Origin of the sequence: Rhodococcus sp. BH5 (assembly GCF_027583855.1) — a bacterium.
Classification (GTDB): domain Bacteria; phylum Actinomycetota; class Actinomycetes; order Mycobacteriales; family Mycobacteriaceae; genus Rhodococcus_F; species Rhodococcus_F qingshengii.
In genome coordinates, this window is record NZ_JAJHVW010000011.1 from 1 (window position 1) to 19,237 (window position 19,237).

Genomic DNA, 19,237 nt, shown 5'->3' on the forward strand with positions numbered 1-19,237 from the left:
GAGTTACGGCGGTCATAGCGAAGGGGAAACGCCCGGTCCCATTCCGAACCCGGAAGCTAAGCCCTTCAGCGCCGATGGTACTGCACTCGACAGGGTGTGGGAGAGTAGGACACCGCCGAACACGCATTAGAGAAGCCCCCCAACCAGTACTGGTTGGGGGGCTTTCTCGTACCCAAAACACCCCCACCATCACCATCACCCGAAAGCACCCCCGCCGGCACCCCCGACTTCGAGCGAACAGCACTTTCGTCGCCTCAGATCGACCCAACGTACCGTTCACACGATCAGGGGCGCGAGCACAGCCGACTCACCACCCCGTCCGGGACCGAGTGAACGACACGCTCACCCTCTTGGGCGAGGGGAACGGTACGTTCACACCATCAGGGCAGGGCAGGGCAGGGCAGGTGAGCGGCTGGGCAAAGCTGGCAGGCGTTATGGCAGAGCTGCCTGCAGCACCTCGCAGAGCACGTCCAGCGTCCTCGAGTACTGCGACTGCGTCGGCGTGCTGTAGCCGACGACGATGCCGTCACCGCCGACTGACGACACGTCGGGATGTCGGAAGACCGAAAGCCCTTCGAGCCCGAGATCGCGCGCCCGGGCCGCTGCAAGAACAGATTGTTCGGTGCCGGAGGGCAGACGGATCACAGCGTGAAGTCCCGCGGAGATCCCCTCGACCCTGACCTGGGGTACTTGCTGCGCAAGTGTCGCAACCAGTTGATCGCGTCGTCGTCGGTACGAGGTGCGCATCTTTCGAATATGGCTGTCGAATCTTCCGGATTCGATGAAGTCCGCCAAGGTCAATTGATCCGTTGAACTTACCCAGCGTTCGTAGGGTCCCTTTGTTGCGAGGACAGGTTCGATCAGCCTGTCCGGCAACACCATCCATCCGATGCGAATTGCCGGCGACAGTGTCTTGCTGACAGTGCCCAGGTACGCAACGTGCTGCGGTGCGATTCCTTGGAGTGCACCGACAGGTTTTCTGTCGTAACGGAATTCGCCGTCGTAGTCGTCCTCGATGATGACGCCGCCCGTAGTCGTGGCCCATTCGAGAGCGGTCGCGCGCCTCGCCGGTGTGAGGGGACCGCCGAGAGGGAACTGATGGGTCGGCGTCAGCAGAACACTCTCAGCAGAAGTAGACGCCAATTCGTCTGTGCAAGTGCCTGATTGGTCAACCGATATGGGAACTGTCAGCAGCCCTTCGTCGGCGAGCAACTGCCGGTGCAGGTGAAGGCAGAAAGCGTCGACCGCAATCGTTCCTCCGAGTGCGCGGGCAAGGAGGGAGATCCCGTGACCCGAGCTGGCACTGATCACAATGCAGTTCGGATCGACGCGAACGCCTCTGGTGCGGCTCAGGTATGTGGTGAGGGCGTTTCGGAGTTCGACTCGGCCTCTGGGATCAGTAGTCGCGAACGCGTCGGTCGGCGCGGTGGTCAAAGCACGTCTGGCGGACGAAATCCATGCAGTGCGGGGAAACGCCGACGCGTCGGGCGATCCAGGGAGAAGGCTGTAGGTCCAGCGTCGTCGAGTCGGTGATGGCTCGACCTCGCGGGTGTGTGTGCTGGCGAGCGTGGCGACCAGGGTCCCGGAACCAGGCCGTGTGACAAGCCACCCAGCTGCGGCGAGCTCGGCATAGCAGTCCGCAACGGTGTTTCGGGCAACTCCGAGGTCGAGCGCGAGGGTGCGGGAAGGTGGGAGTCTGGTGCCGGGCTTCAGCAGTCCACTGTCGATCGCGTCGCGAAGGGTCTGAAGCAGTGCAGCGCGAACCCCGATTCCCTGTGGCAGCTCGATATGTAGATCGAACCCAAGATTGGCCCACGAATTCACCACCGGATTGAACCATGTTTCCGGGTCTTTCCGGGATTACCGTTTGAGTTATGACTACAGCAACAGGACAAAGACTGGATATCGCAAAGCTGGCGCCCGAGGTCTACAAGGCGATGATTGCGTTGGATGCCGCTGCACGCAAGGGGCTGGAGCCGACGCTCGTCGAGCTGGTCCTCACGCGTGCGTCGCAGCTGAATCATTGCGCATGGTGCCTGGACATGCACACTCGCGACGCACGAAAGGTCGGCGTGACGGAGCAGAAGCTCTACCTACTGAACGCGTGGGAAGAAGCGCGAGGGATGTACTCCGATCGTGAACGTGCCGCGCTCGCCTTGACCGAGGCCGTGACAGTCCTCACCGACGGTTTCGTTCCGGACGAGGTGTACAGCGAGGCTGCCGGCGAATTCTCGGACGTGGAACTGGCTCAGCTCATCAGCGTCATTTTGACGATCAATGCGTGGAATCGCATTGCGGTTACCACAAGGAAGGCGCCTCCGGTCCGAGACTGATCCGAGGCTCGTGCTCCGCTCTCCGGCAGGGCAGGGTTCCGCCGTCGGAGATCTGGGTAATCGGCGCAAAGAGGACCAAAAGATTGGTTCAGGATGTGAACAAAACCAACAGATTCTTTGAATGTGAGGCAAATCACATAATGTGAGTGGAGATTGTTCTGGGTCATCTACAAGTTGCCCGAATCCCGACAAAGCAGTCTCGGTCGGAAGTTTCCGGCGAAGGGGTCCGCATAGCGGGCCCCTTCTTTTGCGCGCGAGCTGAAAACGCCCCTTCCTGTGAGTTTCCCCAGGATGTCCAAGTTACCGACTGGCTAGCGTTGGCGAAATGTCGGGAACGTCGCGGTTGGATGAGCAGATTTTGGGGGGGATCGCGATTGTTGTGCGGTTGGACAAAGGTTCAGTCACCTTCATGGCTAACTCGTCATCCGAATGTCCAAGCTGCGCCCTGGGTGCTCGACGATTGGGTGATCTTTCTTGAAACATGCACTACATTGCCATTCAGTAACTGGCTGATTGCCAAAAGTGATCGGCTGATCCTCTCGGAAGTGAGCGCTGGGTGGCGTGGTATTGGGAATCCAGGCAACCGTCCCGCTACCGAAATGTCTTGAAAGGGAAGCTTTGATGACTGTGTCTGGTTCACGGCGTAGGCCGCTTGTTCTCCGGCTCTCGCTAACTGCAGCTATTGCCGTAACGGTCGCCGGTAGTAGCGTTGCTTTTGCTTCGCCAGCTGTGTCCGCGCCGATGCCGGTGCGAACCGCGGCCGCTCCGGCGTTCACCGCCGGGTTGTGTGAGGGCACCGAGTACACGCCCTCGGAGCAGATGCTCGACATCTCCGGCATTCGGCTGGATCACTACAACGACGGCAACATCGTGCCGATGTACGGCACCACCGATCGGGGTACCTCGGCCGCGGTGGATGCTCCGGTCTGCGGTGTCCGCGACGTCGACGGAATTGCGAAGTCGGAATGGATGTACTGCACGGACTTCGATCTCGATCCGTGTGCCGGTGTCGACGAGAACGGTTTGCCGGTTGACAAGCACAACGACGAGATGGGTGCGACGGTGCCGTCTTCGGGCAATCCCGATCTGTCAGCCGACGATCTCGCTGTCATCAGTTGGTTGCTGCAGAATCCCGCCAAACTCGACGGTGTCGTTTCGGGAAATGGCAGCGAGGATGCACGTTCGGCGCGGCAGACGCTTGTGTGGTGTGTCTCGGACTACGACAATCCGCTGATGGCCGATTTCAAAAGCCTGTGCGACAGGAACATCGGCGACGACGAGCGAGCTCGCATCGTCGAGATCATGAACGTCACGCAGACGCTCGACCTCGTTCGCAAGACACCCGCGACGGGGACTCTGAAGGCCGGCGAGACTGCCGTTTTCACCCTGAATACGAATATGTACCGGAAGCCGATCACTGTTCAGTCCTCGGCGGGCACCGAACTGACCGTCTGTGGTGACAACGCCACGGCGACGTTGACTGCAAATCAACTGACGGTCGACGGCCGCGGCGACGCACCGACTGCTGTTGATCTTTGCCTCACCGCTGCGGCCGGCGGGGACTACTCGGTGACTGCAAGCGTCATTCCGGATTCGGTCGAGAACCTGCACTGGAACACGGCAGGCGCACAGTGCCAGATCTTCGCGTCGTTCGACACCGTTCGGCCGGCTTCGATGAATGCATCTGCCAGCGTCGGATATGCAGCAGCACCCACGACGACACCGGCAACGAGCACGCCGGCAACAACGACACCGGCAACGACCACACCGGCCACCACGACGCCTGCAACCCCGGTCGTTCCGATCGTGCCGATTGTTCCGATCGTGCCCATCGTGCCGATTGTGCCGGTCGTGCCTGTAGTTCCGGGTGCACCTGTTCCGTCGCAGCCGGTTGCAACTCCCGCAACTCCGGCGCCGTCGGCTCCGAAGCCGGCCACTGGCCCCCGCCCGGTTGCCATCGACGGTGGTGCTGCTGAACAGAATTCAGGCCGCAACGTCGCCGTCGCAGTGACGGGCCTCGGGCTTGTCGGAATGGCTGCTGCCGGAGCAGTTGCTCTCCGCCGCAAGCGATCCTGACACCAGGCACGTGTAGTAGACGTCGGCACCGATCACGCTTCGTGTGATCGGTGCCGACATTGATCAGACGCAGGGGGCGTCAATTCGCACGAGGTGCCGGGGGCGCCTCATCCCTCAGGAGACAGTTCGATGACCATGTACGAGTCGGATCCCAATCCATCCAATCCATACGACTATCCCAACCACGATCAGCCCGCGAGTCCAGGCAAAGGGCGTCGTGTCGCGTTCATTCTGGCTCTCATCGCGGTGTTGGTCGCCGGTGCTTCCATGGCCTTCGTCGGCCTGCGATCCTCCGATGACGATGCTGCGATCCCGCCGAGTCCGGGAGTTGTCATGTCGCACTCCGCGAATCCGGCAGCGCCTACGGATGCGTTGATGACTCCCAACACTCTTTCGCTCGACCCGGTCGGTGTTCAGGCGCCGATCGTGGACGCCACCGTGCCGGAAGGAGTTCTCACTCCGCCGGAGAACGTCAAGAACGTCGGAATCTGGCTCGACGGTGCATCTCTCGATTCCGCCACCGGCACGACCTTGATTGCCGGACACGTCAATCTGACCGGCCAGGGTAACGGCGCGCTGTTCGACCTGGGCACGATCGAGCCGGGTGAAGTGATCCGTACATCCGACGCGACGGGTAAGAGCACGTCGTGGAAGGTGACTGCGGTGACGACGCGCCCGAAGGCCGATGGTGTGGAGGAAAGCGTGCTAGCCGGCCCGGAAGGCCCTCGTAAGTTGGCAGTCGTAACCTGCGGCGGCGAACTGCAATTCGAGGACGGTGTGGGCAACTACGCCGACAACGTCTACCTGTACGCGGATCTGATGGTCTGAGACACAGGAATGATTCCGACGGTCCCCGATCCCTCTTCGTAGAGATCGGGGACCGCCTGTTGGATAGTGTCGCAGGTATGGATCTTCACCTGTCTGGAAAGCGTGCGATCGTTGCCGGTGGTAGCAAGGGGATCGGTCTGGCAATCGCCAGAGGTCTGGCCGCTGAAGGGGTCGACATCGCGATACTCGCGCGCACTGAGCGAACCGTCGTAAGCGTTGCACGAGATTTGGTTTCGGAGTTCGGAATTCGTGCGATCGGAGTCGTGACGGATACGCGAGACGACGACGCGGTTCAGGCGTCGGTGCGGCAAGTAGTAGAGGAGTTCGGCGGCGTCGACATTCTGGTCAACTCCGCAGCGACTCCGTTCAGCGCCGGAAAGCCGACGGATTTCGAGGCGACCACAGACGACGTCGTGCGAGACGAAGTCGAAGTGAAAGTGCTCGGGTACCTGCGAACTGCGCGCGCTGTGGCGCCGTATCTGATCGATCAGGGTTGGGGTCGGATCATCAACATCAGCGGTTTGGGTGCCAGACAGGCAACCTCGATCGCCCACACGATCCGCAACGTCAGTGTGTCTGCACTGACCAAGAATCTTGCGGACGAGCTGGGCCCCAAGGGAATCAACGTCACCGTCGTCCATCCGGGCGTGACGAGGACCGAGAGGTTGACCGCACGGATTACGCGCGAGTCGGAAGAATCCGGCCGCTCGCAGGCAGAGGTGGAGCGTGGTATCGCGACGAACTCGATACATCGGATCATCGATGCCGAAGAAGTAGCCGACGTCGTGACCTTCCTGGCATCGCCGCGAAGCATCGCGATCACCGGTGACGCAGTGGCAGCGGGTGGAGGAGTGCCAGGGCCGGTCTACTACTGAAATTGTGCGTACTGCTACCTGCCGGCGGTGGTGACGATCGTGTGAACGCGTCCGCCGCCGAGTCTCTTGCTTTCGTACATCGCCGAATCGGCGACTTTCTGCATGTCCGTGAACGCTGCTGCGCGGTCTTCTCCGGCGACGAATTTGTGGGTACGCACGGCGATTCCGATGCTCGAAGTCGACGGTATCTCGTCGGTATTCGAGTGCATTGCCGGTCCGATCGAGTTGAGCATCGGTCCGATGGCTGGCACGGAAAGTCTTTGAACGAGGATGAATTCGTCGCCACCGACCCGCGCGACGACAGCATCGGCGTGTGCCCAGGCGGATAACCGCTGCGATACCCGGAGAATGATGCGATCGCCGACGTCGTGGCCGTGCACGTCGTTGATCGTCTTGAACCGGTCGATGTCGATCGCGATCACGAGTAGTGCCGCAGATTCTTGACGCTGGAACCCCTCGAGTACCTTCTCGACGTGGCGGTCGAGGCCACGACGGTTCAAGAGGCCGGTGAGAGGATCGAGGTCGGAACTGGAAGCATCCATGCTGAGCATCGTCAGCACGATCTGCGAGATGAATGCGCAGACCACCAACGCGGTGATGACGACCAGTACTTTCGAAACACCAAGGGCTGGATCGCGATCCGGCCCGAACAGAATTGGCTGCGCAGCCACCGCGATCACAAGAAGCGAAAAAGCTATGTGCGCGATCTGCAACTTCGGGTTGTGGAAGTAGGCGATGTAGATGCCGACCAGAGCAAAAATGACACAGGTGAGCAATCGTGCGAGCTGGGAGGAATCTCCAACGACGGAGATCGTGACCGCGATGTCGCAGAAGACCACGAAACCGAACGAGCGACGCTTTGTGGGGCCGAAGACCCACCATGAGACTCCGACTACGAAGCACGAGATCACGACAACAGTATTGAAGAACAGCGCAATCGTGCTTGTCGGACCGGCAGGGCTGAATCTGTTCAGTAGTGCGCACACTCCCAGTCCGATGACAATGATGCCAAGTAATAGCCGGGTGGCGGTCGTGAGGCCGTTGTCGCGGAGATAGCGAGTGAAGCGGTCGTATTGATCGGGAAGAATCAACCACTCGCGGGTCAGCGTCCTCATCGACTTCATCTGCGATGTCATGAGTGCATCAGTCTTCGAAGGCTGGAGCGTGCGCCATTCATCGCGAACTGATTCCTCTTCTGTCTGGCACCTTGCAATGCTAACTGGATCGATGCCGCATCGGACCGAGATGTTCGGATCGGTGACCCGGATGTCTGCGTTGCGCCAGCGTGGAGTATAAATACATCTTGTGTCTATGTTGTATTCCGCTTCCGAAACCGTCTTCCGCGAAGTCAAGGAGCTGATCCTTTCCGGCGAGCTCGCCGGCGGGGAGCTGATCAGTGAGGGTGACATCGCTGCACGGACCAATGTGAGCCGAACGCCGGTGCGTGAGGCGTTTCTGCGTCTCGAATCGGAAGGTTGGATGCGCCTCTATCCGAAGAAGGGGGCGCTGATCGTCCCGGTCGCGGATGGGGAAGCGGAACACGTAGTCAGTGCCAGACAGCTCGTCGAGACTCAGAGCGTTCGAGTGGTGTCGGTCCGACCGCACGCACGGGAAGCGCTTGTCGCAGCGTTGCGCGCGAATCTGATCGAGCAACGTGAGATTGCTGATCGCGGGGACGTGGCCGCGTTCAGCGCAATCGATGCAGACTTCCACAAGATGATCGTTGCCGCCGGTGGGAACCCTTTGCTCGACTCGTTCTACGCGAGTCTGCGCGACAGGCAACGACGGATGACAGCCCGGTCGATCTCACGCGACCCTGGCCAACTCTCGCGGATCCTTGCCGATCACACCGCGCTTACCGACCTCGTCGACACAGGCGATGCCGACGGATACAACACTGCCGTCCTCACACACATGCGCCAGGTCCACGGCCTCGGCTTCGAAGGAACTCTGTGATGAGCACCCAAACGATCGGCGCTGGGACCGCGGCCGAAACTCGTCTCGAGGGTGAACGCCTCTCCGGCGGAAAGTGGCTGTGGCTGACCGTTGCCGCCAGTATGTTCGCCGCTGCCTGGGGCGGAAACGAATTCACCCCACTGCTGGTGATGTACCGACTCGACCACGGCTATTCGCCGGTGATGGTCGATTTCTTCCTCTTCGCCTACGTCGTCGGAATTGTGCCGGCCCTGCTGCTCGGCGGCCCGCTGTCCGATCGATTGGGTCGACGCCCGATCATGCTCCCCGCGCCGATCATCGCGATCGCCGGTTCGACGCTGCTCGCTTTCGGGGCGGACTCCGCCGCTGCTCTCATCCTGGGAAGAATCCTCTGTGGCATCGCCTTGGGGATCGGTATGGCCGTCGGCGGCTCCTGGGTCAAGGAGTTGTCCACGCAACCTTGGGATCCGACGGCGTCGGAAGGCGCAGGTGCTCGGCGAGCAGCGATGAGTCTGACCGCGGGCTTCGCCTTGGGAGCGGGTGCTGCGGGAATCTTGGCGCAGTGGGCGCCCATGCCGAGTGTGTTGGCGTACGTGCTGCACATCGCGATCACCGTCCTCGCCGCCATGGCGCTGTGGCGTGCGCCCGAAACACGACCGGCACAGGCGAAATCCGACCGTCGCAGGTTGATCGACGACCTCAAGATCCCCTCGGCAGGTCACCGCAGATTCCTCTACGTCGTTGTTCCGTTGGCGCCGTGGGTGTTCGGTGCCGCCAGTGTCGCGTATGCAGTTATTCCGGCGCTCATGACCGGGCACAGTGGCGATGCGCCCGTGGCCTTTTCGGCTCTGCTGTGCATGGTCGCGCTGACATGCGGATTCGCGATTCAGTCGTTGGGGCGCAAGATCGACACCGACCGCAGTGCTCGTGGCGCCGTTGTGGCTCTGGTGTTTCTGGTGGTCGGTATGGCCGGTGCTGCTCTGGTTGCGTCGACGCTGACCGTGGCGATCGCGATCGTGGCTGCAGCGATCCTCGGTTGCGGGTACGGCATGGCACTGGTGTCCGGGTTGCTGGAGATCCAGCGAATCGCGGGGCCGGACGATCTGGCAGGATTGACCGCGGTGTTCTACTCGATCACTTACATCGGGTTCGCGGTGCCTGCGTTGCTGGCGATGCTGTCGGAAAGCATTCCGGCGCTGAGCTACACGGTGCCTCTTCTGTTCGGATCAGCCGCCGCCGCTGCCTGCTTGATTCTGATTCTCTTCAAGTCGCGTTCACACCTTCCGAGCGCGTGAAGCCGGTCCGCCGACTCCTGCGAGAGTCGGCGGACCGGGGCGAAATCACGCGTCTACGGTTGCGGAACCGTTTTCCGAATTGTGGACCGAATTGTGTACCGAACCAGCCGGAACCGATGCGGTCTTGTTCAGGCCGTTGAGCAAACCGGTGATATCGACGCCTGAGCTTTCGAGAGTTTCGATGACACCGGCAATCACCTGGGGACTGATGCCCAGGATCGAGCCGATCGAACCCTGCGCCCCGTCGCTGCCGCCGACGATGGAGATCCGATCGATGTCGCCGACCGGCTTCGCTGCTGCTGCGGTGGCGTCGACCAGTGCTGCCAGAACGTCAGGCAGAGTGAGCAACTGCGCGGCCTGCGGGGTGTAGGAATTGAGCGCCTCGGCGATCTGACGCTTACCGGCAGCTTCGGCTTCGAGCTTGGCGCGCAAACCATCCGCTTCGGCCTGCTGTTCGGCGCGAACGGCGTCGGCCGCTACCTTGCGGCCGTCAGCTTCGGCTTCCAGACGTGCACGAAGGCCGTCGGCATCAGCCTGCTGCTCGGAGCGAACAGCGTCGGCGACGAGCTTTCGTGCATCGGCCTGAGCCCCGCCGGCCTGCCTTGCGGACTCGGCCTGTGCCTGGGCGCGGAGGATCGCGGCCTGTCGCTCACCCTCTGCGCGTGCGATGGAGGCTTGGCGTTCGGCCTCGGCCGGTGCAATGACATCTGCCTGCAATGCCGCTTCCGATTGCTGGGCGCGACGACGCTCGACCTCGGTGCGAGCTTCGACGCGGGCCGCCTCGGCCTGCTCACGTGCGATGCCGACGGCCTTCTCGGCCGTTGCCTGCGCGAGTGGTCCGGCCTGGTCGGCTTCGGCGTTCTCGGCTTCGGTCTGTGCTCGAAGGCGAGCGAGTTCGACGTCGCGCTTCTGATTTGCACTCGCGATCGCAGTGTCGGCCTCGGCCTGTGCGACGGAGCCTGCCTGTCGCGCCTTTGCCGACTGGATCTGCGAATCACGCTCTGCTTCAGCAGTTCCGATCGCGGCATCACGTTTGACCTCGGCGATGCGGCGCTGACCGAGCGATTCGAGGTAGCCGTTGAAGTCGGAGATTCCCGCGATCTTGATGACATCGACTTCCATGCCGATGCGTGCGAGGTCGCCGCCTGCCTCCTCGACCACGCTGCGTCCGAGCGAATCGCGGTTGGAGTTCAGATCCTCGACCGTCATGGTCGCGGTGATTCCGCGCAGGCTGCCGGCGAGGATTTCGTTGATCTGCTGCTGGAGTTCGTCCAGGTCGGAGGTCAGGAATCGTTGCACCGCTGTCTGAACCGCTTCGTCGGCGGAACCGATTCGTACCAGGCCGACTGCCTCGACGTTGACCGGAACACCGTCGTTGGAGAGCGCATTCTTGAGATTGATGCTGACGTTGAACGGCTCGAGCGACATGATGTCGACGCGTTCGATTCCCGGAATCTTGAACCGGGCTCCGCCGCGGACGACCTTCGGCTTGCCTCGTCCGGTGAAAACCGCCACTTCGTTCGGCGGGACCTTGACGTAGTTCTTCACGTAGATCGCGGGGAGAACGATGAAGATGATTACTGCGACTACAACCGCAATGATGATGATTGGCAGCATGTATCGAGTCCTTAGATCGCGTCGTCAACCGTGACGACGTGAAGGTATTGATCGTCTACATCGGCGATGTAGACGGTGGTGCCGGTGGTGAGCGCCATCGGCTGTGCACTGACGGCCTTGGCCTGCACGCGATTGCCTTCGGCGTCGACGAACGAGACTTCTCCCCAACCTTCGGCTGCAATGGTGAGAGTGACCGTGCCCAACAGCCCGGAGTACGAAGCTCGTCCGATGTGCGAATTATCTTGTTGCTCAAGGAGGTAGGGGAGAAGTAGGCCGCGCGTGACGGCAACGAGAACGGCGGCGAGTGTGAGTGCTGCAATCGCCGCTACCAATGTCGGAGCGTCCGCGAGAGTGGCAGCTACGCCGCCGGCGCCGAAGCCGAAAAGTGCTGTGGCCAAGGTTGTCAGGCTCAGAAATGGCAGCCCGTCTGCGTGGCCGCCGCCCAGATCTGCAACCTCGCCGACGGCAAAGGCTCCGATCAGGGCCACGACCCCGATCACGAAACATATTGTGAATACAACGAACATCGATCCCCCGATCTACCTGTCGAGGAAGCGTGCCCTGAGAATTGTGTTGTCGGGGTCGTCCCTCGGCCCACCTCTATAGTAAAGGTAAGACAAAGATAATCGGCGCATTCGGAATGTTTCGGCGTGGTGATATCGCGGTGAGAGAGCGTCAGAGACGAGGCAGGGAGCGCTGATTCAGCCATGCATCCCACAGCGGGCGCAATGGAGTGTCGGTGAAACGTGAAGCGAGATCGGTGAATTGCTCGGTACTGACCGTGCTGTGCCGATGCTTCGTGGTCCACTGACGGATCAGTTCGAAGAACTTCTCGTCTCCGAGAACGCCGCGCAGGGCGTGCAGAGTCAATGCGCCCCGCTTGTAGATTCGATCGTCGAACATCAGGGCAGGACCGGGATTGGCGACGATCAAGTCCTGAGATTTACGCCCGAGCCCTTGATAGGCGTTTGTCGCGAGTTGGTTCGAGGACGGGCCACCGGAATTCTCGGACCAGATCCACTCCGCGTAACAGGCAAAGCCTTCGTGCAGCCAGATGTCGCACCACTGCCCGAGAGTGAGGCTGTTGCCGAACCATTGATGGGCAAGCTCGTGTGCGACAAGACGTTCGGAACCGCGCCTGCCCGTGCAGTGGTTGGCTCCGAAGATCGAGAGTCCCTGCGCTTCGATGGGGATTTCGAGTTCGTCGTCGGTGACCACAGCGGTGTAGTCGGCAAAGGGATACGGGCCGAACAGCTTTCCGAAGACCTCCAGCATCTGGGGTTGGCGCCCGAAGTCGACGTCGAACGCTGCGCGCAGCCGAGGTGGGTGAACGGCGAAGACCGGTACCGGCCCGGCGCTCACTTGTCGGTGCTCGTACTGACCGATCTGAATGGTTGCCAGGTAGGTTGCCATCGGTTCGGTCTGCTCGTAGACCCACGTCGTCTGACTCGCACGGGTCTGCTTGCGGATCAGCTTGCCGTTGGCGAGGGCATAGAACGGGGAATCGGTGGTGATCGAGATGCGGTACGACGCTTTGGAAATCGGATGGTCGTCGCACGGGAACCAGGACGCCGCGCCGTTGGGCTGACTTGCGACCAAAGTTCCTTCGTCGAGTTCCTCCCAGCCGACTTCGCCCCACAGGCTCTTGATCGGCTCGGGGTTGCCGCTGTACGCGATGGTGACCGACAGGGCACCGCCCGCGGGGATCTTGGTAGACGGCGTGAGGATCAGCTTGTTGTTCAAGTGCGCGTACTTGGTGCCGCGGGCACCGTTGACGGACACCTTGGACACCTGCAGGTTCTGCGCGAGGTCGAAGCTGAACTTGGATCGGCTCTCGGTGGTGACAGCGGTGATGACAGCTTTGCCGGCGAGACGGTTGCTGAAGACCTTGTACGTCAGTTCCAGTTCGTACCGGGACACGCGGTACCCGCGGTTGCCGTTGAGCGGCAGGTACGGATCGATCGGCTCCTCGAGCATTCGGTTCGGCTTCACGACGCCACCCACGGTGCAATCGGGTTGCCCTGCCAGCGGGTGGAGGGCGGAACGGTGTCACCTCGCATCACCAGAGATGCAGGCCCTACCGTCGCTCCCGCGCCGATGCCGGCTGCGGGTAGCGCGACACAGTGCGGTCCCAGCGTTGCTCCTGCTCCCAAAGTGACGGTGTCCATGGACATGATCCGATCATGGAAGAGATGAGTTTGCACGACGCACCCCCGTTCCACTGTCGCTCCGTCGCCCAAAGTCACAAGATCTGCCTCGGGTAGCCAGTACGACTCACACCAAACGCCCTTACCGATCTTGGCCCCGAGTCCACGCAAGAAGATGTTCAGTACGGCCGTACCAGTCGCCGCGCGAGCGAACCACGGCGCCGCGACGGTCTCGACGAAGGCGTCGGCTACCTCGTTTCGCCAGACGAACGAACTCCACAGCGGATGCTCGACCTTGGCGATGCGCCCGACGACGATCCACTTGGCGGCGATGGTGATCGCGCCCGCCACTGCTCCGGCGACGAGCAGAATTACGCCGCTCAACAGAGCCGCGAACCAGAATCCGACGGCGCCGACCAGTGCTTCGAGTGCAAACAGAACACCGAGACCGATGCCGAACGTGACCATCACGGGGATCAGTCGGCAGGTTTCGACCACTCCGCGGGCGATCTTGAGTCGCATCGGCGGATTGAACGTGCGGGCGGCGTCGGTGTCCCCGGCAGCCCTTCTCAGACGTACCGGTGGACTACCCAGCCACGATGATCCGGACTTGGCCTTGGACGGGGTAGCCGACAGAACCGCCACGAGACCGTTCTTGGGGACGCGTCGACCGGGGGCGGTCATACCGGAGTTGCCGAGGAACGCACGCTTGCCGATCTTGGCCTGTTCGATGTGCATCCAGCCGCCGCCGAGGCCGTAGCTCGCAACCATGGTGTCGTCGGCGAGGAATGCGCCGTCGGCGACCGTCGTGAACTTGGGAAGGAGGAGCACGGTGGATGCTTCGACGTTCTTGCCGATCTTGGCGCCGAGGAGGCGGAGCCATCCCGGCGTCAGCAGGCTCGCGTAGAGCGGGAAGAGGAAGGTTCTGGCCGAGTCGAGCAGGCGTTCGGTCGCCCACACCTGCCAGCCGATGCGGCTGCGGACAGGGTGGTAGCCGGGGGTCAGCCCGATCGAGAGAAGACGAACGGCCACAAGGGTGACGACTGCGAAGACGAGCAAACTCAGGATGGTCGCGACGGGAAGCATGATCAGCGATTGGAGCACTGCACTCGCGAGCGTGTCGGTGTCGCGGATCCACCAACCGATCAAGGCGATTCCGGCCATCAGAGCGAAGATCGGCATACCGGCCAGGAAGACCGAGGTGACGCCGTATACCGGCACCCAGCCGGGTGCGCGCTTCGGATGTTCGGCCGGCCAAGGATGATTCGCTTTCCCGACCTTGGTGGCGGGGGAGCCGGCCCACTGCTGGTTTGCCTTCACTCGGCCGAACACCGCAGATCCGGGTTCGACGACGGCGTCGCGACCGATACGCGCGCCGGGCAGAAGCGTCGAGCGTGAACCGACGGAGGCGCCGTCGCCGATCTTGATCTCGCCGATGTGGATGACGTCGCCGTCGATCCAGTGGCCCGAGAGGTCGACTTCGGGTTCGACGGAGCAGCCGTCACCGAGTTCGAGCATGCCGGTGATGGGAGGAAGTGTGTGGAGATCGACGCCGCTGCCGATGTCGGCGCCGAGGGCGCGGGCGTAGTAGAGCATCCACGGTGCGCCCGAAAGGTTGGCTGCGCCACTGGCTTCGGTAAGTCGCAGCGCTATCCACAGACGCAGGTGTTCACTACCACCTCGCGGGTACGTTCCTGGCTCCAACTTGCGTAGGAGCAGGCGCGCCCCGACGACGGCGATGGTCATACGGCCGATCGGTGTGATGAACAGGATGAATGCCAACAGGATCCACCACCACGAGACCGTGGGCGCCCAGCTGACGTCGACGAACCAGCCGAGGACGTTGTTCGCGATCGCCAGCCACGTCACCCACTGCAGTCCGGTGAGCGTCGTGAGCGGAACGGTGACGGCGATCTGCGCGAGCTGAGTCTTCAAGGGTGTCGGAGCGACGATGCGCGGCTCCACAGTTTCGGTGGGTGCCAATTCGTCGAGATATTCGGCGAGCGATCCCAACCGTGGGTGGTCGTAGAGCTGTGCGACGGTCACTTCGGGGAACCGCTCGCGCAGGGCGGTTACCAGCTGAGCCGCAGAGAGGGATCCGCCGCCCACTTCGAAGAAGTCGTCGTCGAGTCCGGTGATCTGCGCGCCCAGGATCGAACCCCACAGACCGGCAACCCAGGCGGCGGTGCCGTCGAGGCCCAACGCGGCCCCGGCATCTTCACCGGCGCCGGGCAACGGCCACGGCAGCGCATTGCGGTCGACCTTGCCTGACGTACGCGTCGGAAGTTCGTCCATCAACGCCAGACGCGGCACGAGGGCTGCTGGTAGCTGCTCGCTGAGCAGCGCATGAGCGGCCTTGAGATCGAAGTCGGGATCCGTGCTGGCGATGTATCCGACGAGGAGCTGGTTGCCGGCTGCCGTCTTCTTCACGGCTGCGGCAGCGCCGCTCACACCCGGCAGGTTCTGCAAGGCGTTGTCGACCTCACCGAGTTCGATGCGCCTGCCGCCGAGCTTGACCTGATCGTCCGCGCGGCCCTGGAACATCAGGCCGGTGGTCTCGAGCCGGACTAGGTCGCCGCTTCGGTAGGCGCGTTCCCACCCGAGAGAGGGCATCGACGCGTACTTCTCGGCGTCCTTCGCGGGGTCGAGGTAACGGGCGAGGCCGACGCCGCCGATCACCAGCTCGCCCACCTCACCGACCGCGACGGGATTGCTCTGGGCGTCGACGACGGCAAGGTCCCAGCCGTCGAGGGGGAGGCCGATGCTGACGGGACTCTTGCCGTCCATCAGTGCGCCGCAGGCGACGACGGTTGCCTCGGTGGGGCCGTAAGTGTTCCAGACCTCGCGGCCCTCGACGGCCAGGCGTTCGGCCAGTTCGGGTGGGCAGGCTTCGCCGCCGAAGATCAGCAGTCGAACGGCTTCGAGGGCCTCGGCCGGCCACAGAGACGCAAGCGTCGGCACAGTGGAGACGATGCTGACGTCACGCGAGACCAGCCACGGGCCGAGGTCCATGCCGCTGCGAACCAGCGAACGAGGAGCCGGGACGAGGCAGGCGCCGTGGCGCCACGCGAGCCACATCTCCTCGCAGGACGCGTCGAATGCCACGGAGAGTCCCGCGAGGACGCGGTCACCAGGCCCGATGGGCTCGTCCTGGAGGAACATGCGCGCCTCGGCGTCGACGAAGGCTGCGGCATTGAGGTGAGTGACCGCGACGCCCTTGGGGGTGCCCGTGGATCCTGAGGTGAAGATGATCCAGGCGTCGTCCTCGGGTTCGGGTTCGCGAACCGGTGGATGTTCGAGCCGCTTCGGCGCCGTCCCCGGCTGGATTCCGTCGCCGGTGATGATTGCCGCTACCTGCGCCTCGCCGAACACCAACTCGGCGCGCTCTTCCGGATCGTCGGCGTCGACGGGAACGTAGGCGGCGCCCGCCGCGAGGATCGACAGGATCGCCACGTACAGCGAACGCGAACCTGACGGCATCCTGATTCCGACGCGGTCACCTGCACCGACGCCGGCATCACCGAGCCAGCGCGCACCGAGCGCGATCTCGTCGAGCAACTCCGAGTACGACAGTGTGGTGTCGCCGTCGTCGATGGCAGGTGCTTCCGGGTTGGCCTCGGCTGAGGCCCGCACGATGTCGATGAGCGTGCGCGGCGCAGGTGCATGCGCCGACCGTAGGAATACGGACGGAATCCCGAAAGATTGTTCCGTCTCCGACTGCGACTGGAGTGGCAAACCCGTTGGTCCTGTTCTACTCACGAAACTTAGAGTCCTGCGAACTGTCGAGTTGAAAGTCTCATGACAAGTTTGCGAGTTGGTGAACAGATATGCCTAATGCAACATGCCGAACGTGCCGGTCAGTCCGTACTGGCAGCTTGCGCGTGGCCTTCTGCCGAGTCGGCGAACTCGGGTGTGTCGAACACCTCTCCGCCCAGTGGATCGACGACCTTCGATTCCTCGGAGAAGTCGACGGCGCCGGTATCCGGGTCGATGTTGACCGCATGGGCGGGGACTTCGTGGACCGCGACGAGCATGTGGGCGTCGGAGGGATCCGTCATGATTCCGCTTTGTGACGGGGTCAGCCCGGCGAAGGTCGACGAGATCTTCAGATCGCGGAGCCGCTTTTCGGTGGGTTGCGGAACGTCGGTCGATGCCGAGGCATTTGTAGAAACCCGCAGGTAGCGTGGTGCCGACGCGACCTCGTATCGGAACGCCTTCAGCATCGACAGACATGCCAGCACCATGATGACCGAGAACGGTACCGCCGTGGCGATGGCAACGGTTTGCAGCGCCGTGAGCGATCCACTGCCACCCACGATGAGGAGAACTGCGGCCGCGGCACCGGAGAGGAACGTCCAGTAGACACGCGTGATCTTGGAGGTCTCCAAGCTGCCACCGGTCGCGAGGATGTCGATGACGATCGAGCCGGAGTCCGCGGACGTGACGAAGAAGAACACGATCACGACGATCGCGAGAACACTCGAAATCGTTCCGAGCGGAAGTCCGTCGAGAAGCGTGAACAACGACGTGTTGGTGTCCACTGCGCCGGATGCGTCGAGCATCGTGCCCTCGTTGCGCTGACGCAGAATGCCGGAGTTACCGAAGATCGTGAACCACAACGAACCGACCAGCGTCGGGGCCAGCAGCACACCGAAGACGAATTCGCGGATGGTGCGGCCGCGTGAGATGCGCGCGATGAACATGCCGACGAACGGTGCCCAGCTCATCCACCAACCCCAGTAGAAGATGGTCCATGCGCCCTGCCAGCCGTCTTCGGCGAACGGGGACGTACGCAGCATCAGTTCGGGCAAGGCCTGGACGTATCCGCCGAGGTTCTGCACCCACGACTGCATGAGGAACAGCGTCGGTCCCAGAATCAGGACGAACAGTGCCAGCGCGGCAGCGAGCATCATGTTGATGTTGGAGAGCCACTTGAGGCCCTTGGTGACGCCGGAGACGACCGAGAAGGTGGCCATGCCCGTCACGATGACGATGATGGTGATGACCAACCAGTTGTCGGTCTCCACCCAGCCGAGGTAGTCGAGGCCGGCCGAGATCTGCTGGACACCGAAGCCCAGCGACGTCGCGACACCGAACAGCGTGCCGACGATGGCGACGACGTCGATGGCGTGGCCGATCTTTCCTTCGATGCGAGCCCGTCCGAGGAGCGGCTCGAGCAACCAACGGATCGAGAGCGGACGACCCTTGCGGTAGGTCATGTACGCCAGACCAAGGCCGACGACGACGTAGATCGCCCATGCATGAAGGCCCCAGTGGAACAGCGTCAGTTCCATCGCTTGATTGGCTGCGGCGTCCGTGGATCCCGCGATCTGCCCGGCGACGGGAGGGTTCACATAGTGCGAAAGTGGTTCTGCCACTCCGTAGAACACGAGGCCGATGCCCATCCCGGCGCTGAAGAGCATCGCGAACCACGAGAGCATGCCGAACTCGGGTTGCTCGTCGTCGCGCCCCAATCGGATGTTGCCGATGCGGCTGATTCCGCAGTACAGCGCAAAGATCACGAAACCGGTAGCCGAGAGGATGTACCACCAGCCGACGCCGTCGCTGATCACGTTGTTGAGAGTTTCGAAAGCATCCGCAGCGGTTCCCGCATAGATCACGGCAAAGGCGATCAGGGCAAAGATCACTATCGACGCGGGGATGAACACGGGTTTCCGTAGTTCACGCCACGCAGTTTTGACCGCAGTCATTCCACTCCTCGAACGTTCAGGCATTCACAGCGCCCATACGGGCAGCCACGTGTCACGCGTAGGTGGGCGTTGCGCTCACACCATCGCAGGTCAAGACCGGGCTATTGCTTTGAAATTCAACGTAACGTCAAGTTTCGGTCAACTCAACTGGACGAAAGATGCTGCACTGTCGCGAAAGTTCTCACTGGATACCGTAGTTCCGGTTGTAAATCGTTGGGTAATAGTGGCATTGGGCCATGAGTGGAATGCTGAACGGCGAATTCGATTGGTACGGTGAGTTGAATCGGTCGAGTCGACGCTCACCGATTGACCACATTTGTCAAACTCGGCGAAACAGCCTGTCTGTCAGGTGGTTAACTCCTGGTGTGCTTGCCCGATCGTGGCGGTCAGGTGTCGATACCTAACTGTGATTGTGATGGT

Annotated in this window: 13 protein-coding genes and 1 rRNA gene; 7 read left to right on the forward strand and 7 right to left on the reverse strand. The window is 62.2% G+C overall.

The window, feature by feature from the left end; genetic code table 11:
- Positions 1-4: 4 nt before the first annotated feature.
- Positions 5-121 (forward strand): 5S ribosomal RNA (gene rrf / locus RhoBH5_RS24430).
- 311 nt (positions 122-432) lie between these two features.
- Here rrf and pdxR read toward each other — a convergent pair.
- Positions 433-1,827 carry a MocR-like pyridoxine biosynthesis transcription factor PdxR gene (pdxR, locus tag RhoBH5_RS24435; RefSeq protein ID WP_082239044.1) on the reverse strand — a complete coding sequence of 465 codons (1,395 nt, stop codon included), beginning with the start codon at positions 1,825-1,827 and terminating at the stop codon, positions 433-435.
- 47 nt (positions 1,828-1,874) lie between these two features.
- On the opposite strand from pdxR, the gene RhoBH5_RS24440 reads away from it, so the two are divergent.
- The 4 genes from RhoBH5_RS24440 to RhoBH5_RS24455 all read left to right on the forward strand — a co-directional run bounded on the left by RhoBH5_RS24440 (position 1,875) and on the right by RhoBH5_RS24455 (position 6,112).
- The gene (locus RhoBH5_RS24440) at positions 1,875-2,333 is read left to right on the forward strand and encodes a carboxymuconolactone decarboxylase family protein (protein ID WP_007727180.1); all 459 of its coding nucleotides are present in this window, start codon (positions 1,875-1,877) and stop codon (positions 2,331-2,333) included.
- 621 nt (positions 2,334-2,954) lie between these two features.
- Entirely contained in the window at positions 2,955-4,409 is a 1,455-nt protein-coding gene (locus RhoBH5_RS24445) for a hypothetical protein (protein WP_231917439.1), read from the forward strand.
- 129 nt (positions 4,410-4,538) lie between these two features.
- Positions 4,539-5,237 (forward strand): class F sortase, encoded by a 699-nt coding sequence (locus RhoBH5_RS24450; RefSeq protein ID WP_050655912.1) that lies wholly within the window; start codon positions 4,539-4,541, stop codon positions 5,235-5,237.
- 77 nt (positions 5,238-5,314) lie between these two features.
- On the forward strand, positions 5,315-6,112 hold the full coding sequence (locus RhoBH5_RS24455) for an SDR family NAD(P)-dependent oxidoreductase (RefSeq protein WP_007727170.1): 798 nt from the start codon (positions 5,315-5,317) through the stop codon (positions 6,110-6,112).
- Between the two features lie 14 nt (positions 6,113-6,126).
- Here the strand turns inward: RhoBH5_RS24455 and RhoBH5_RS24460 are convergent, their stop codons facing one another.
- Complete coding sequence (locus tag RhoBH5_RS24460) at positions 6,127-7,248, reverse strand: GGDEF domain-containing protein (RefSeq protein ID WP_042450505.1); 1,122 nt, start codon at positions 7,246-7,248, stop codon at positions 6,127-6,129.
- Between the two features lie 175 nt (positions 7,249-7,423).
- Here RhoBH5_RS24460 and RhoBH5_RS24465 point away from each other — a divergent pair, with 175 nt between their 5' ends.
- Complete coding sequence (locus RhoBH5_RS24465) at positions 7,424-8,068, forward strand: GntR family transcriptional regulator (RefSeq protein ID WP_007727164.1); 645 nt, start codon at positions 7,424-7,426, stop codon at positions 8,066-8,068.
- Positions 8,068-9,342: an MFS transporter gene (locus tag RhoBH5_RS24470; RefSeq protein WP_050655913.1), complete on the forward strand. Its 1,275-nt coding sequence runs from the start codon at positions 8,068-8,070 to the stop codon at positions 9,340-9,342. The genes RhoBH5_RS24465 and RhoBH5_RS24470 overlap by 1 nt, the downstream gene beginning before the upstream one ends.
- A gap of 45 nt (positions 9,343-9,387) precedes the next feature.
- On the opposite strand, the gene RhoBH5_RS24475 is transcribed toward RhoBH5_RS24470, so the two are convergent.
- The 5 genes from RhoBH5_RS24475 to RhoBH5_RS24495 all read right to left on the reverse strand — a co-directional run bounded on the left by RhoBH5_RS24475 (position 9,388) and on the right by RhoBH5_RS24495 (position 18,817).
- A complete protein-coding gene (locus tag RhoBH5_RS24475; protein ID WP_270008889.1) occupies positions 9,388-10,959 on the reverse strand; it encodes a flotillin family protein in 1,572 nt (523 codons plus the stop codon).
- Between the two features lie 11 nt (positions 10,960-10,970).
- The gene (locus RhoBH5_RS24480) at positions 10,971-11,486 is read right to left on the reverse strand and encodes a hypothetical protein (RefSeq protein WP_007727150.1); all 516 of its coding nucleotides are present in this window, start codon (positions 11,484-11,486) and stop codon (positions 10,971-10,973) included.
- Between the two features lie 148 nt (positions 11,487-11,634).
- Positions 11,635-12,936: a M1 family metallopeptidase gene (locus tag RhoBH5_RS24485; RefSeq protein ID WP_050655931.1), complete on the reverse strand. Its 1,302-nt coding sequence runs from the start codon at positions 12,934-12,936 to the stop codon at positions 11,635-11,637.
- Between the two features lie 11 nt (positions 12,937-12,947).
- Positions 12,948-16,841 carry a Pls/PosA family non-ribosomal peptide synthetase gene (locus RhoBH5_RS24490; protein ID WP_050655915.1) on the reverse strand — a complete coding sequence of 1,298 codons (3,894 nt, stop codon included), beginning with the start codon at positions 16,839-16,841 and terminating at the stop codon, positions 12,948-12,950.
- Between the two features lie 122 nt (positions 16,842-16,963).
- The gene (locus RhoBH5_RS24495; protein ID WP_050655916.1) at positions 16,964-18,817 is read right to left on the reverse strand and encodes a BCCT family transporter; all 1,854 of its coding nucleotides are present in this window, start codon (positions 18,815-18,817) and stop codon (positions 16,964-16,966) included.
- Positions 18,818-19,237: the final 420 nt, after the last annotated feature.

Excerpts from the sequence above, each read along its gene's own strand:
- RhoBH5_RS24440 (WP_007727180.1), top strand. The coding sequence starts at position 1,875 with ATGACTACAGCAACAGGACAAAGACTGGATATCGCAAAGCTGGCGCCC.
- RhoBH5_RS24480 (WP_007727150.1), bottom strand. The coding sequence starts at position 11,486 with ATGTTCGTTGTATTCACAATATGTTTCGTGATCGGGGTCGTGGCCCTG.
- RhoBH5_RS24450 (WP_050655912.1), top strand. The coding sequence starts at position 4,539 with ATGACCATGTACGAGTCGGATCCCAATCCATCCAATCCATACGACTAT.
- RhoBH5_RS24460 (WP_042450505.1), bottom strand. The coding sequence starts at position 7,248 with ATGACATCGCAGATGAAGTCGATGAGGACGCTGACCCGCGAGTGGTTG.
- RhoBH5_RS24495 (WP_050655916.1), bottom strand. The coding sequence starts at position 18,817 with ATGACTGCGGTCAAAACTGCGTGGCGTGAACTACGGAAACCCGTGTTC.
- RhoBH5_RS24445 (WP_231917439.1), top strand. The coding sequence starts at position 2,955 with ATGACTGTGTCTGGTTCACGGCGTAGGCCGCTTGTTCTCCGGCTCTCG.
- RhoBH5_RS24470 (WP_050655913.1), top strand. The coding sequence starts at position 8,068 with ATGAGCACCCAAACGATCGGCGCTGGGACCGCGGCCGAAACTCGTCTC.
- RhoBH5_RS24455 (WP_007727170.1), top strand. The coding sequence starts at position 5,315 with ATGGATCTTCACCTGTCTGGAAAGCGTGCGATCGTTGCCGGTGGTAGC.
- RhoBH5_RS24465 (WP_007727164.1), top strand. The coding sequence starts at position 7,424 with ATGTTGTATTCCGCTTCCGAAACCGTCTTCCGCGAAGTCAAGGAGCTG.
- RhoBH5_RS24485 (WP_050655931.1), bottom strand. The coding sequence starts at position 12,936 with ATGCTCGAGGAGCCGATCGATCCGTACCTGCCGCTCAACGGCAACCGC.
- RhoBH5_RS24475 (WP_270008889.1), bottom strand. The coding sequence starts at position 10,959 with ATGCTGCCAATCATCATCATTGCGGTTGTAGTCGCAGTAATCATCTTC.